This is a genomic window from Lysinibacillus sp. BNK-21 (genome assembly GCF_048684915.1).
Classification (GTDB): Bacteria; Bacillota; Bacilli; order Bacillales_A; family Planococcaceae; genus Lysinibacillus; species Lysinibacillus capsici.
Genome location: NZ_JBLQTS010000001.1, coordinates 4,388,740 through 4,403,607 on the forward strand (window position 1 = coordinate 4,388,740; position 14,868 = coordinate 4,403,607).

16 protein-coding genes are annotated in these 14,868 nt (G+C 37.0%); 7 read left to right on the forward strand and 9 right to left on the reverse strand.

The genetic code is table 11. The features are described from left to right. Position 1 precedes the first annotated feature (1 nt). Together ACMGGO_RS21950 and ACMGGO_RS21955 are read right to left on the reverse strand one after the other, a co-directional pair. Positions 2–424 carry a Na(+)/H(+) antiporter subunit B gene (locus ACMGGO_RS21950; protein ID WP_004233141.1) on the reverse strand — a complete coding sequence of 141 codons (423 nt, stop codon included), beginning with the start codon at positions 422–424 and terminating at the stop codon, positions 2–4. Next, positions 414–2,825 (reverse strand): Na+/H+ antiporter subunit A, encoded by a 2,412-nt coding sequence (locus ACMGGO_RS21955; RefSeq protein WP_257962172.1) that lies wholly within the window; start codon positions 2,823–2,825, stop codon positions 414–416. Before ACMGGO_RS21955 ends, ACMGGO_RS21950 begins: the two co-directional genes overlap by 11 nt. A gap of 564 nt (positions 2,826–3,389) precedes the next feature. On the opposite strand from ACMGGO_RS21955, the gene ACMGGO_RS21960 reads away from it, so the two are divergent. Then, on the forward strand, positions 3,390–4,076 hold the full coding sequence (locus tag ACMGGO_RS21960) for a histidine kinase (RefSeq protein ID WP_036075307.1): 687 nt from the start codon (positions 3,390–3,392) through the stop codon (positions 4,074–4,076). Between the two features lie 28 nt (positions 4,077–4,104). Here ACMGGO_RS21960 and ACMGGO_RS21965 read toward each other — a convergent pair whose 3' ends face one another. After that, complete coding sequence (locus tag ACMGGO_RS21965; protein ID WP_048395769.1) at positions 4,105–5,310, reverse strand: MFS transporter; 1,206 nt, start codon at positions 5,308–5,310, stop codon at positions 4,105–4,107. A 102-nt stretch (positions 5,311–5,412) separates the two neighbouring features. Between ACMGGO_RS21965 and ACMGGO_RS21970 the strand changes: the two genes are divergently transcribed. Further along, positions 5,413–6,132: a DUF421 domain-containing protein gene (locus ACMGGO_RS21970; RefSeq protein ID WP_082148191.1), complete on the forward strand. Its 720-nt coding sequence runs from the start codon at positions 5,413–5,415 to the stop codon at positions 6,130–6,132. A gap of 25 nt (positions 6,133–6,157) precedes the next feature. Here ACMGGO_RS21970 and ACMGGO_RS21975 read toward each other — a convergent pair whose 3' ends face one another. Further along, positions 6,158–6,862, reverse strand: a complete 705-nt coding sequence (locus ACMGGO_RS21975; protein WP_048395772.1) for a CBS domain-containing protein — start codon at positions 6,860–6,862, stop codon at positions 6,158–6,160. A 175-nt stretch (positions 6,863–7,037) separates the two neighbouring features. Between ACMGGO_RS21975 and ACMGGO_RS21980 the strand changes: the two genes are divergently transcribed. Together ACMGGO_RS21980 and ACMGGO_RS21985 are read left to right on the forward strand one after the other, a co-directional pair. After that, positions 7,038–7,808, forward strand: a complete 771-nt coding sequence (locus ACMGGO_RS21980; protein WP_420282267.1) for a MerR family transcriptional regulator — start codon at positions 7,038–7,040, stop codon at positions 7,806–7,808. After that, entirely contained in the window at positions 7,805–8,458 is a 654-nt protein-coding gene (locus ACMGGO_RS21985; RefSeq protein WP_374806309.1) for a GAP family protein, read from the forward strand. Before ACMGGO_RS21980 ends, ACMGGO_RS21985 begins: the two co-directional genes overlap by 4 nt. Before the next feature lie 39 nt (positions 8,459–8,497). On the opposite strand, the gene ACMGGO_RS21990 is transcribed toward ACMGGO_RS21985, so the two are convergent. The 5 genes from ACMGGO_RS21990 to ACMGGO_RS22010 form a co-directional block, all read right to left on the reverse strand. Further along, the gene (locus ACMGGO_RS21990) at positions 8,498–9,280 is read right to left on the reverse strand and encodes an ABC transporter permease (protein WP_066038454.1); all 783 of its coding nucleotides are present in this window, start codon (positions 9,278–9,280) and stop codon (positions 8,498–8,500) included. Continuing rightward, a complete protein-coding gene (locus tag ACMGGO_RS21995) occupies positions 9,277–10,161 on the reverse strand; it encodes an ATP-binding cassette domain-containing protein (RefSeq protein ID WP_420282268.1) in 885 nt (294 codons plus the stop codon). Before ACMGGO_RS21995 ends, ACMGGO_RS21990 begins: the two co-directional genes overlap by 4 nt. Further along, entirely contained in the window at positions 10,158–10,361 is a 204-nt protein-coding gene (locus ACMGGO_RS22000) for a PLDc N-terminal domain-containing protein (protein ID WP_081010918.1), read from the reverse strand. Before ACMGGO_RS22000 ends, ACMGGO_RS21995 begins: the two co-directional genes overlap by 4 nt. Positions 10,362–10,479: 118 nt before the next feature. Beyond that, a complete protein-coding gene (locus ACMGGO_RS22005) occupies positions 10,480–10,911 on the reverse strand; it encodes a protein-tyrosine phosphatase family protein (protein WP_420282269.1) in 432 nt (143 codons plus the stop codon). Between the two features lie 21 nt (positions 10,912–10,932). Beyond that, positions 10,933–11,880, reverse strand: coding sequence for a carbohydrate kinase family protein (locus ACMGGO_RS22010; RefSeq protein ID WP_054548551.1), 948 nt, complete (start codon positions 11,878–11,880; stop codon positions 10,933–10,935). 156 nt (positions 11,881–12,036) lie between these two features. On the opposite strand from ACMGGO_RS22010, the gene ACMGGO_RS22015 reads away from it, so the two are divergent. The 3 genes from ACMGGO_RS22015 (at position 12,037) to ACMGGO_RS22025 (ending at position 14,839) form a co-directional block, all read left to right on the forward strand. Further along, positions 12,037–12,600 (forward strand): GNAT family N-acetyltransferase, encoded by a 564-nt coding sequence (locus tag ACMGGO_RS22015; RefSeq protein WP_066038452.1) that lies wholly within the window; start codon positions 12,037–12,039, stop codon positions 12,598–12,600. An 18-nt stretch (positions 12,601–12,618) separates the two neighbouring features. Then, a complete protein-coding gene (locus ACMGGO_RS22020) occupies positions 12,619–13,533 on the forward strand; it encodes an EamA family transporter (protein WP_048395789.1) in 915 nt (304 codons plus the stop codon). Positions 13,534–13,732: 199 nt separating this feature from the next. Further along, on the forward strand, positions 13,733–14,839 hold the full coding sequence (locus ACMGGO_RS22025) for an extracellular solute-binding protein (RefSeq protein WP_112117038.1): 1,107 nt from the start codon (positions 13,733–13,735) through the stop codon (positions 14,837–14,839). Positions 14,840–14,868 lie beyond the last annotated feature (29 nt).

The following is a 14,868-nucleotide window of genomic DNA, read 5'->3' on the forward strand; positions in this document are numbered from 1 at the left end:
GCTACTCATCCTCACTTATACTTAAAATAATTGTTACAACAACCCCCACCACTGTTAAAGCCACACCTGCTTCAAAAATAGTGACAGTTGAAAAGCCCATTTTCCCAAAGATAGGAACATCTATATACGTATGTGCTTGTGTTAAAAATGGGACATCAAAAAACAACGAACCTATTGCTGTTCCAGTTGCTAGCAATACACCAAGAGCTGCAACTTTTTTGAAGTCGAAAGGCATCCCTTTATGAACAGTTTCAATATCATAGGCTAGATATAACAAAACAATGCCTGAGGCTAACACCAGACCACCTATAAAGCCACCACCAGGAGCATGATGCCCAGCAAAAAATAAATACACGCCGAGTGTTAAAATAATGAACACAACCGCTTTGGTGACGGTCCTTAAAATCACATCATTAATTTTCATGATCTGCTTCCTCCTTTCGTGGCTTAAGCTTTGTCAGAGCATAGACCCCTAAGCCAGCAATCAGAAGAACAACAACCTCTAGCATCGTATCAAAAGCACGGAAATCCCCTAGTATGGTATTAACGATGTTGGAACCGCCAGCCAATTCATAGGCATCATTGAAGTAAGTAGCCACTGGTTCAAAGCGATCATAGTGTACGACGGCTAAGCCAACAATTGTTACGGTTGCACCAACAAAAATAGAAATCAATGCTTTTGACCATTGAACCCTTTTACGTGGTAGCTCTGGCATTAAATCTGGCAAATATTTAAAACATAAAAGGAATAAAGCTGTTGTGACTGATTCAACAACTAATTGTGTTAAAGCTAGATCTGGTGCACGGAAAATAACAAAGAAGAAGGCAATAGAATAGCCTAGTACACCATTTAGCAACATGGCTGTCACCCGACCCTTTGCGAAAATCATCCAAACAGCAGCAAAGATCATGACAAACACAAGGATTAACTCGTAGGATTCTATAGCGGAATCTTTGTCAAAATTAAAGGTCATGGCATCTGACCAAACAAAATAACCAGCGATAAGTGCAACAAAAAATACATATATATAGACAAAATAATGTGTTAAATTACCTGTCATATATTTATTTGTAAGCTTCTGTGAGCCATTTTCACTCATCTCTATCATTCGATTGTAATACGTATTAAACGTATACTTTTGTGAAAATAGACGATAAAGTGGCTTCCAGCTTTTTAATGTTTTAAATAAGATAATTCCAATAATAATGACACCTACTGTCATCAATAACTCTGCATTGATGCCATGCCATGCATGAATATGTGGTGTTAACTCACTTGTAGTTGGGAATGTTGGATAAATACTAGCCATTGCAGGCTCTAAAATATAATGACCTAATATATTAGGGAAGAAAAAGATACCAACTACCAACAAGCATAAAATAATTGGCGATATTAACATGCCAAGTGGAGCTTCGTGTGGTTTTTTATCAATCTTCTCTGGCTGTAGTTTACCCAAAAATGTACGACTAATTAAAATCAAACTATAGACAAAGGTAAAGATACTTGCCACCCATGCTACTATAGGGAAAAACAGCCCTATATCAGCAATAGAGAATGCTTCTACATCACGAATAGCCAATACTGCTGCAAAAAACATTTCCTTACTTAAAAAGCCATTAAATGGTGGCAGTCCTGCCATTGAGAAGCTACCAATCACAGCAATTGTAAAAGTGATAGGCATGAAAGACATTAAGCCACCTAAACGACGAATATCACGAGTACCTACTTCATGATCGACAATTCCAACCATCATGAATAAAGCTCCTTTAAAGGTCGAATGATTCACAAGGTGAAATAGCGCTGCAAAGCTTGCTTGGGTGTAAAAAATCGAGTTTTCCTCATAGCCATAATAATGACCAACAGACCCAAGACCAAAGAGACTCATAATTAAACCAAGCTGACTCACTGTTGAAAAGGCTAATAATGCTTTTAAATCCGTCTGACGGACAGCATTAAAGGAGCCCCAGAATAATGTAACTAGGCCGATAACACTAACTAGCCAGAACCATACTGCCTCTCCTCCAAAAACCGGTGAAAAACGAGCAACTAAATAAATGCCTGCCTTCACCATTGTTGCGGAATGTAAGTAAGCACTAACAGGTGTTGGGGCCTCCATAGCATCAGGCAACCAAATGTGGAATGGAAATTGTGCAGATTTTGTAAAAGCCCCTAGTAAAATTAGAATAAGCGCTGGCGTAAATAAGGTATGATCTCGTATAACCTCTACATTAGCTACAATTTCACGAATACTAAATGTATGAGAAGCTACATAGAGCATTAAGAAACCCGCAAGCATTGAGAGTCCGCCAAAGACGGTAATCATCATCGCTTTTTTAGCACCTGCCCGAGAAGCCTTTCTATGATGCCAAAATGCGATTAATAGGAATGATGACACACTTGTTAATTCCCAAAATGTGTATAATACCATTAGGTTATCTGAAAAAACAACGCCAAGCATAGCGCCCATGAATAGTAATAAATAGCAGTAAAAATGATGAAGAGATTCTTTCGTTGATAAATAAAAAATAGAATATAAAATGACTAAACTACCTACACCTGTAATCAGCAGACCAAAAATCATACTGAGTCCATCTAGGTAAGTTGTGAAATTTATATTAAAAGAGGGAATCCACTCATATGTATGAATAAAGGTTTTACCCTCGGCTAATTGAGGAATATAGCGAGCGAGTAAAAGAAACAAGATGAATGGAACAGATAAAACAAACCAGCCAAGATGTGTGACACGCCTTAGTCGCCTGTAAAGCAATGGAATTAGAGCAGCACAAACAAATGGCAAAAGTATCGCAATGAGAACTGTGACCAAATGAAAACCTCCTACTATCTAAATCATCTAGCAAATTTTTGTGGTGATGGGCATGTAAAGTGCTAAGACTTTAGAAATTTGTTCAAGCTAAGGAACATATTAGATGTATTCTTGAAATTTATTAATGGAATGTGGTGGGGTATTAAAGTGCCTAATTGTTTATAAAAACGGTTATTTTAGTTATTTAGTCACTTCTAACCCGATGCAAGCCTAAATAACTTGTGGAAAATCAGATAATTTATACAGTTACAACTCAGTTAATATCAGCATAATGAAGACACTTGACTATCTATTTAACTCACTGCATAATAGTGTGGCATATGAAAGCAAATTAGCATAGATGCACAGAATGCATAAATTAAATAATCTCTAATTATCGATTTAAGCTTAATCCTTCAAGGGTTTTCCAATACATTTTCGTTAACTTTTATACATTTTTAAGTATACAATATAAATGAGCATAATGCACTGTAACAGCATCGATTTTAGCTGTTTTAGGATAATTTTTTCAAAATCAACAGTGAAATTAACAAAATACCAACAGATAAGAGGTGTACATTTTTTATGAAGCATGTAAAAGGGCGTTTGGATGAAAGTATATTAGTTTGTGTTTATTACGGCTTAAATGGCGAACGTTTGATTCGTCGTGGTCATAAGATGGCCACAATGCTTGATTGCCCACTCTATATTCTTTCAGTCGATTCGCAACCCCTTGATGCATTTGACGCAGAGAAATCTAGTTATATAGAGCAATGGAAAAAGTTATCAGATGAACTTGAGGTTGAAAAATTTATTTTGCAAGATAATGAAAAACGCCCCATACAAAAGGTTATTGCAGAGGTCGCGAAGAATTATAGTATTTCACAAATTATCGTAGGGCAAAGCGCACAAAGCCGTTGGGAGGAAATCACTAAAGGTTCGTTCTTAAACGTACTGTTAAAGGAAGTTCCTTTTGTTGATTTTCATATCGTAGCTGTTCAACGCCCAACCGATGATGATGCAAATGAAACATATGAAAAAGGAGTACGTGCTTACTTAATTAAAGAACAGGAGAACTTTAAAGTAGCATTTACATGTCCTAAGTATGTATCGATTGAAGGTATATTCTTCAAAGAAATTGGCACAGATTTTGACAATGGCATCTTTAAATTTACTTACAACGATAAAATGCATGAAGTTCATATTTCAGAGGGCTATGTAATTGATCAGGAAAAATTGCCAGCAGAATTTTTAGCTCCATTAAGACAATAAAAAAACGCGTAGATACGCGTTTTTTTTATTAGACAGCAGCTGAAGCAGGTTTATCTTTCGGTAAGAAGAAGGCAACTAGTAATAATAAAGGTAATAATGAAACAACAATCATTGTAAAATCAATGCCTTTATGATCCATTAAAACGCCGATAACCATTGCCCCTATTGCGCCCATTCCAAAAGCAAATCCTGTTGTTAAACCTGCCATGGTGCCAATTTTTGTTGGGACTAACTCTTGCGCATAGACCACCGTTACGGAGAAGCTAATCATAATCAACGTACCAATAATAACTAAAAATATCATAGCCGCCCATAATGGTACATATGGCAATGCTAAACAAAATGGCATAGGGCCAACTACAGAAAGGATAATGACATTTTTCCTACCAATACGGTCTGATAAAGAACCTCCGAAAAAGGTACCTACTACACCAAATGCCATGAAGGTGAATATTAATATTTGCCCTAGTCGAAGGCTGACCTCATAGTGATCCATTAGATAAAACACATAAAAACTTGTTATATTTGTTGTATAAAATGATCGTGCAAAAATAATTGTAAATAATAATGTTAATGCGATTCCTACTTGTTTCTTTGTTAATGGAGGCAATGTTGAGACGAGTACACGCTTTTTCTTAGTTGCACGCTCCTGCTCCAATTGTTTTTTATACCATGTAGCAATTTTACTTAATAAAATGATACCAAACGTTGCAATTACTAATATGATCGCAGCCCCACGTTGCCCTAAAATATCAAAGATATAAGCACTAATTAATGGTGCTAGTGCTTGCCCTGAATTTCCCCCCACTTGATAAATTGACTGCGCAAGTCCTCGTTTAGATCCAGCTGCCATAAAGGAAACTCTCGATCCCTCAGGGTGAAAAATAGCTGACCCGAAGCCTATAAATAATACCGCAATAATAATAATCCAATACTGCGTTGTGAACGCTATAATAGCAATCCCTATAAATGAACTAATCATACCGATAGGTAAAGCATAAGGCATTGGTTTTTTATCACTAATAAAGCCTACCGCAGGCTGCAATGCAGAAGCAAATATGTTTAATACAAAAGAAATCATTCCAATTTGTGTAAAGGTCAATCCTAATTCACTCTTAAATATCGGAAACATCGCTGGGATAACAGCTTGCATCGTATCATTGATTAGGTGAGCAACACCGATTGCAATCATTATTGGATAGATTGGATTGGTTACATTTAATTGTTTATTCATGTTGCCACCTCACTCTTATTTTGTTTAAAAATGATTGTCGCATACTATCGACCATTTTGCACAAGCTATAGTTCGACAGCTGTAAAAGGAGTTGATATATGCATGGAAAGCTTTATTCATGCTCACTTTTGGGAAATGATTCTACGAACAACACTTTCGTTTTTTGCCTTACTAATTCTGGCACGTCTACTTGGTAAAAAACAATTAGGCCAGTTAACGTTTTTCCATTACATTACAGGTATTACATTTGGGTCGATCGCTTCAGAAATTGCCTCTCAGGAAGAAACACCATTTTTAGATGGTTTGATTTCTCTCGTTTGGTGGAGTGCTTTAACGTATTTGATGACCGTTATTACGATTAAATCTAAAAAAGCACGCGTTCTCATTGATGATAAACCAACAATTGTTATTCAAAAGGGTCTTATATTAGAATCAGCACTACAAAAAAACCGTCTTCATCTAGATGAGCTTACAATGATGTTACGTGAACAAGCCATTTTCTCCGTACAGGACGTTGAGTATGCTTTACTAGAAACGAATGGAAAGCTCAGTGTGCTACAAAAAACCTCTGAACAAGTGGCTACAAAGCAGGATGTTAAAGCCGATGTATCACCACCTACCTACCTTCCTACAGAAGTTATTTCTGATGGTCAACTTATTACCGAGAATATTGTTGAACTTGAGCTGACAGAAGACTGGGTAATAAAGAAATTGAAAAAGCAAAATGTGCATTCTGTAGAAGAAGTTTATTTTGCTCAAGTCCAAACAAATGGTTCCTTGTACATCAGCTTAAAAGATAAAGCGAGACATTCAAGCCCTTAATTGCTTGTCTAGTCTCGTTTTTTTGTTAATCAATTTTGACAATATCTAAGGGCGTAATAATACCGAGTAATCTTTGATGTGGTTGACCATGCTCCGTTATTAATAATGCCTCAAAGCGTCTCCCTCTTTCGACTCCTTGTTTAAATATTTCCTCAGCCTCATAGATGGATATCGTTCTACTGACAAATTTGTAATTCACTCTATTTTTCTCATGCAATAAGATATCATGCAGTGTTGGTATTCTTTTCGGTAAATGATCACCACCCATCTTTGACGCAAGCCAATTTGTGATTCCTACTGTTGTGATGAGCCCCTTAAACTGCTTATTATAATAAACAGGAAATTGTGTATATTTGCGCTGACGTATCACTTTTAAAACATGTTTTAAAGAATCATTTTCTTGAAAAATCAATACTCTTTTACGGAACATTTGCCCCACAAGCGTTGGCTTAGCAAGGGTAGCATCTATGTATTCAATTCGTTCTACAACATCAGTATGTGGCTCTGCAATCACATAATGTAATGATGTACGATGATGCACAATCGCATTTCGTAAGTCCGCATATGAGCGGAGATCATCTTCATATTTCTTCACCAAGACATCCTTTTTCTTTGCTTGATCAATCAGCCGATAAAAAGGCATAAAATCCTTCGCACCTACAATATCTCTCAGTCTATGATCTATTCGATTAAACGCTGTCAGGAAACGATCGGAATTTTCAGTTCCCACTTTTCATGTCCCTTCTTTCTATAGTAGTCTATATATTTTCCGAGTTATTTGACAAATTTCGAGTTACACACCCATTATATTCCTAAGTTATAGAGATTCCAAGAAAGGAGTTTTACAATCCCTCTTGAAAGTGACGTTACGTCATTTTATATAATGTCATTAACAGAGAGGAGGAGTGATTACCTTGATTACGATTCACAATGTATCAAAACAAACTGGCATTTCTGTTCGAACGTTACGTTACTATGAGGAGATCGGCTTGTTACTTCCTATAGCAAAGACTGAGGGGGGACATAGGATATACGGAGAGAACGAACTCAAAACGTTACAACAGATTGTATTTTTAAAGGCATTGGGCTTCAAGTTGAAAGAAATTCAGACGCTTATCAATAATTCATGGAACTGGGAAGCAAGTTTAGACCATCAGTTAGCTTTTGTAGCAGAAGAGCAAAAGAAACTACAGCAAATGAAGAACACTATTCTTGGATTAAAGAATGCTTCGTCTATCGAAGGTGGGTTGACAGAGTCCCTTATCCAAAAGTACATTAAGCTTTCAAATCAAGAACGAGATAATAAGCAAGCCTTCTGCCAGCAGATTTTTGCAGCCATAGAAATGGAACTATTTAGAAAATTACCCAATTTAAATAAAAATGATCCTAATTCTTTAGAGTGGATTGGTTTATTAGGTCAATTAAAGCAGCTTCATAAGGAAAGTCCTGAAGCCGATTCCGTTCAGTTTATTATTAAACGAATGATGGAAAAAGCCGAGGTAGAATATAACGGAAATGATGAATTTTTAGAGAAGATGTGGACCATAAGAAAATCTACTTATAAATCTGAACAAATTGGATTATATCCTTTAGAGGAAGAATTTCTACATTTTATAGAGCAGGCTTTTCATGTTTATGAAACAAAAAAACAGGCGTTAGGAAAATCACAATCATGAACATAGAAATGTTGCTACTGATTGGTACCTTAGCTTTGTTAGACATGTTTAGTCCTTCTATAATTGGCGTATCCGTCTATGTATTGCTTGTGGCTAAAAAACAGCAGATCCGCCTTTTATTAACCTATTTAATGACTGTTGGGTTGTTTTACTTTAGTACTGGGATTTTTTTAATGTTAGGTCTAGGTGTCATATTCAACCCTATTTCTAATTTGCTAGATAGTTACTCAGCTCGATTAATCATGACCATGGTAGGGGGAATTTTATTTATTGGCAGTTGGTTAGTTCCAAAAAGAAAGGCAAATGGATCCCCTAAACCAAAATCTTTACATGTCAGCTCTATGGTAGCTTTAGGTTTCACAACTTCTATTTTAGAAATTGCAACCGCTCTTCCTTATTTCGCGGCAATAGGTATTTTAACGAGTAATCAAATAGTGTTTTATGAATGGTTACCTTTATTGGCAGGATACAATTTAGTAATGATTGCACCAGGGATCATCCTACTATGCTTACATCTATTATTCCGCCGATTTATGAATAAACCTTTAAGAAAAATTCAAACGCTTTTTGATCAAAGAACAAGCTCGACCCTTTCTTGGATTATGTTCTTTGTAGGATTGATTTTGCTTATAAATGGTAGGATGATTTAAAATAAAAAACGGTAAAAATCCATTTTTACCGTTTTCTCTTCAGATTTTTGTCATAGACGCATTTCTTTTCATCATCACGATACCAATGCCGATGCAGATAATTGTCAATGCTAGCGTAATGACTAAGCTCCACCAGTAATCTGACATATCTATTGTCCCTCGAAATTTTGCAATTCCGTAGCTTGCTAGTTTCCACGGTGATATTGTCCAAAAGATTCCTATAATCATATCGATAATTTGCCCAACAAAGATCACTGTAAATGCACATGTTGTAGCAATAACTGTTTTAAAGCTGGCACTCATCATTAACGTAACAGCTATCACAAATAGCAACCAAATATAGTAAGTAGAAAAGCTTACTAACAGTGCACCCACGTCCAACGTTCCATATAGAATAGTTGTATAATAGACACTTGCACCAAACCCAGCTAAAATACTAACAAAACAAATGGTGCTCATAACAACAAATTTACTCAAAAAATATGCGCCAAATGATATAGGTCGAGCATATAGTAATGTTGCCATACCATTAGCACGTTCCTTACTGACAGCTCCTACAAACGAAGCCATCATCACCAACAAGCCAATTGTTTGAAATTGCCCGATAGAAGCTTGAATTAAATCCAGTGGCATTAATTCTGGCATCAACATTTCAAAGCCCTCTGGAACATTTCCAACAGCATTTAAAATATCCATCATATAATAGTTTGTTAGTGGATCACTCATTCCAAGCAGAGCAAACACTAGAGGAATCCATAGAAACTTCCAACTCCGCCATGCTTCTCTAAATTCCTTTTGCAGAAGTACATTGAATCCTCTCATGCCTTTTTCGCCACCTTCATGAAAATTTCTTCCAAAGATGCTGTCTGTCGCTCTACCTTTCTAATTGTATAAGGACATTCACTTAACCGTTGAAGCAACATTTTCATCGTCGGCTCTTCATTCACGATCTCAATATACACATTACAACCTATTACTTGATTAGAGGAATTTGCAAAAAGCTTAGCCTCTTCTTCACTGCCAAATTCAATGACATAATTTTGCTCATCAAAACGTTGCCGTACTTCACGTAATGTTCCCTGCTCTACTAGTTTTCCATTTTGCAAGAATAATAGTTGATCTGTCATTTCTTCAGCATCATTTAAAATATGCGTTGAGTATAAAATAGTCGTCTCTTGCTGTAGTCCTTTTAATAAATCAAGTACTTCTCTACGGCCGACTGGATCTAAAGCTGAAACAGGTTCGTCTAATAGCAGTAATTTAGGCTTATGCACTATTGCTTGGGAAATACCCAGTCGCTGCTTCATTCCACCTGAAAAAGAGGCTATTTTTTTATGTTGGACGTCCCCTAACCCTACAAATTCTAAGGTTTTTTGTGCTTCTAATTTAGCCTTTTTGGCTGCTACACCATTCAATTTTGCAGCCATTTCTGTAAACTCTAACGCAGTTAACCAAGGATGAAATTGTGGATATTGGGGTAAAAAACCTATATTCGCACGTAAATCATTACCTAGCATCTTTACATTTCCAGCAGTCGGTCTTAAAAGCCCCGTTAACATAGATAAAGTGGTTGTCTTGCCAGCTCCATTTGGACCAATTAAAGCCGTAGAAGTTTTTTCCTCTAAGTTAAAATGAATAGCATCTACAACTTTGTGCTCTGCAAATTGCTTGGTCAAACCTATAACTTGAAGTAAAGTTGTCATGACTGCTTTCTCCCCACTATAAAGTACGCAATTGATCCAAATAGATTAGCAAAAAGAATAATAAACACCCAAAGAATTTTAGGGCCGTTTGTTGCATGAATTTTTCGTAAATCAATAAGTGCTACAATCATCAAAATAATTTGAACGATGATGAGCGGTGCTATTACTGCCCATGGAACTTTTGCTAATTCCTCCATCATACAGATCACCTCATTAGTTGTTATACATTAACTATAACAACTTTGTTCTAATATGTATAGAACAAAGTATCTCTTACATCATAAAAAAAGATGTACCTTAATTAGTACATCTTCTCAATTATTTATAAAGTTTTTGCAGCGCTTCTTCCATTTTAGGGCGTATCGTCACCACTGGACGAGCTTTTTTGACAGCTGCCTGTGCTGCTTCTAATGAATCAGCCATACCCAACTCCATTAATATAGCAGTAGCTGCAACACCTGCACGTCCACCACCACTTCCACAGTGGACATATACTTTCTGCCCTGTCTCAAAGGCTATAGCAACTTCTTGCGCGACTTGTTGGATGGATGATGCTACCTCACTATCTTCATCTGCTATAGGCATATGTTTATAAGAATAAGAAACTGTCTCCTGGTCTTGAGGGGATAGCCCTTGAACACGAACATCTATCACAACATCAACGGATTCTTGTGTAAATGCAGCCTCTGCATCTTTTGCACCGCCAAAGAACAGTTGATCCTTTACTAAAACATCGTAGTCTTTCCCCATATTCTCCACGCCTCACATGTTTTATTTTAGTAAATGCTTAATATCCTCATAATATGGTAGAGCCGTTAAAGCACCTGCTTTTGTTGCGGCAAAAGCTCCTAATTTGTTGCCAAAGCTTGTACAACGCACTAGTTCTTCTTTTGTTGTAGGTAAACCATTGTAATGGACATCACGTAGGACACCTGCCATAAATGCATCTCCCGCACCTGTTGTATCCACAGGCACTACTTTCTCAGTAGGTACATGGATAACTTCACCATTAAGGACTGCATAAGTCCCGTTTTCTCCTACGGTAATTAAAATAATAGGCACTAAATAGCTATTTAATTGCTCGATACCTTCTTCTAAGCTACTTGTCTCTGTCAGGAAGAATAGCTCATCATCCGTCACCTTTAAAATATCGACATCCTCGAAAAATGATGTAATCGTATCTCGACAAATTTCTTCACTGCTCCAACGTAAAGGACGAATATTTGCATCCATTGCAATAATCGCACCCTTGTCCTTAGCCATTTCTACTGCTGCTCGTGTTGTAGCAAGAGCTGTTGGATGGAACATTGTGCCTGAACACACCGTTAAAGCAGAGGCATGCTTAAAAGCTGCTTCATTTAGCTGTGATGGTTCAACTTGTAAATCAGGTGTTTCATCAACATAATCCTTAAAAATTCGCTCACATGCTTCTGTTAGATGCACATATACACCACTTACTCGTTTTGCTGGATCAAATACGGCATAATCCAGTTTCACACCCTCTTGGGCAAGCCCATCTCGCACAAATTGCGAGCCCTCGTCATCCCCCGTAATTGTAATTAATGCGGAAGGCGCACCAATGCGGCTAATACCCGCTGCAACATTGACCGTTGCGCCACCCATATATTTAGTAAATGATGTGTTTGTTACATCATCAGCAATATAGTCAATAAAAGCATCTCCATAGACTAATATAAAATCCTTCTCTTGCTTTGTCATGATAGTCCTCCTGAAAGTCTAGTCATTATAGATTAACACGAAAATTGTCATTCTATAAAGGTTTTTACTTTTGGCATTTCTTTATGAGAGGATGGATAACTTGAGTCATCCCCTATCTTTGTTATACTTGCCTATAGAAAGGTAGGGATTATCAAAATGAGTATTACAATTCGACAAGCGCAACCACAAGATGCCCATGCCGTTGTGCCTTTAATTATCGACGCCATTGGCGATATTGCTAATCGCTTAACTGGTGAGCAATCAACGGAGGCTGTTATACAAGAGCTGACTGTTCTTTTTCACCAAGAAGACAATCGACATTCTTATTTAAATACTTTTGTCGCTACTGAAAATGAACAGATTTTGGGGATTCTCGTTTATTATCACGGCGAACAAGCCGTTCACATGGACGCTAACCTTGTTAAATGGCTTGAAGCAAAGAATGCGCCATCCATTGTTATTGACCAAGAAGCCCATGAAGATGAGGCTTACATTGATACAGTTTGTGTTGCACCAGCTGCACGTGGTAAAGGAATCGGAACATTGCTATTACAATTTGCTGAAGAGCTGACAAAGCAGCGTGGCTATACAAAATTATCATTAAATGTTGAAACCCAAAAAGAAGAAGCTCGCCGTCTTTATGAACGACTAGGATTTGTTATTACGGAGCCTTGGTCAATTATTGATGAGCCTTTTCACCATATGGTTAAACAGTTTTAGGAAGTGAATAACTAATATATGAAAAACAATTTGATTTACCCTCTTTTGATTGTTATTGCATCTAGTAGTTACGGGATCTTGTCGACTATTGTCAAAGTAGCTATGCAGCATGGCTTTACATCAGCGGAGGCTGTATCAAGCCAATATATTATTGGCTTTTTACTCGTAATATCCATCTTTATTTTTACCGACAGAAAATTACCAAGACCGTCCAAGAAGGGCTTACTTATTTTAATATGCGCGGGAATTTTTACAGGGACAACAGGTATCGTGTACGGAGAATCTTTAAAGTATCTTCCTGCTTCTCTTGCAGTAGTCATGTTATTCCAATTTACATGGATTGGTCTACTGATTGATTGTGCCCTCCATAAAAGATTACCAAGTAGACCTGAAGTAATTTCAATCGTTATCTTATTTATAGGAACGATTCTAGCTGCAGGTGTATTAAATGTAGATTTAAGTGACATTCCTATTCAAGGATGGCTATTCGGTTTTACAGCAGCCGTTACTTTTGCATGTTTTATTCAATTTAATTCTCGACCCGTCGAGGGCGTGACTACCACATCAAGGGTATTAATCGTTTCCTCTGTAGCCCTTATTTTGATCAGTATTTTCCTAAGCCCCGAGGTTATTTGGAACGGTAAACTATTCATGCAAGGCCTGTGGAAATACGGACTAGCATTAGGTCTTTTCGGTATCATTTTACCGATTTATCTATTTTCAATTGCTATCCCTAAAATCGGTGGTGCGCTTGCTTCTATTTTAAGTGCCATTGAATTACCAGTGGCTGTTACTGTTTCCGTTATTGTTTTGCATGAACCTTTAACTGCTGTACAAATTATCGGGATTGTACTGGTGATTGCTGGTATGATGCTGCCAACCATTGTTGCACAACGTCAACAAAAGGATAGCTTATTAGAAGCACATTCATAAAACGACAAAAAACTCCTTAAAAATGGAATGATTCCTTTTTAAGGAGTTTTTTTGAACTTTAATGAAATGCCATTGCTTACCATTATGCACTTCGTTATGATGAATGCAAATGTAATTTTTTAATAATTCTAACATTAATGTCCCCCTTCGGTATTATACTGCAATATGCAAGTAACTTACTTTAAGAAAGGGGAAGTTGATGAAAAAAGCCTATATTCTTGGTTTTTTCCTTATGTTAATGCTTTTCGTTTTAGCTGCTTGTAATGGCAAAGATCAGCAAAATTCTACAAATGATGCAGCAAATAATGACGAGGCATCGGATGGTAAAAAAACAGAAGTAGCAGCAACGTCGCCTTCAGGCAAGCTAGTAATTTACACTGGACGTGACGAAGAAATGGTGCAAAATGTGATCGATCAGTTTAATGAAAAATATCCAGACATTGAAGTAGAATTTCTAACGATGGGTGCTCAACAAATTTTAGAACGTCTTCGTGGAGAGAAAGCCAATCCTCAAGCAGATTTTTGGTGGGGCGGAACCCAATCAGCGCTCATTGTTGGCGCCAATGAAGACTTACTACATGCTTGGCAGCCGAGCTTTATTGACGCTATTGATACCACACACAAAGATGTTGAAGGACGATGGTTCGGCGAGATGCTGTTACCAGAAGTAATTATGATTAATAGTGATTTACTAACAAAAGAAACTGGTCCACAGGACTGGGATGACTTATTAGATCCTAAATGGAAGGATCAAATTTTAATCAGAGGTGTACTGGCGTCAGGCACAATGCGTACGATTTATTCTTCCATGATTGTACGGCAAGATGCAGATTCACCAGATAAAGGCTATGAATGGTTACTACAATTAGATGCCAATACAAAGGAGTACACACAAGACCCTAATGCCTTGTATTTAAAGCTAACACGTCAAGAAGGCAGTGTCTCCCTATGGAATCTACAAGATATTTTGTTAAAAAAATATACGACAGATTATCCTTTTGATTATATTTATCCTAAAAGTGGAGCACCTATTTTAGTAGACGGTGTAGCAGTTGTAAACAATGCGAAAAACCTAGAAAATGCAAAACTATTTGTAGAGTTTTTATTTGAAAAAGAGATGGTAACACAATTAGCTAATGATTACTATCAAATTCCTACACGTTCTGATATCGACAAAGCCTCCATGCCAGAATGGTATCAGGAATTAGATTTAAAAACATTTGATATTGATTGGCAGCTAATGTCTGACAAAGAAGCAGAATGGATGGAATACTGGGATAACAATATTAAAGGGCGCGGTAAATAGTAGAACGGGTAAAAATTCGGCTTATACAG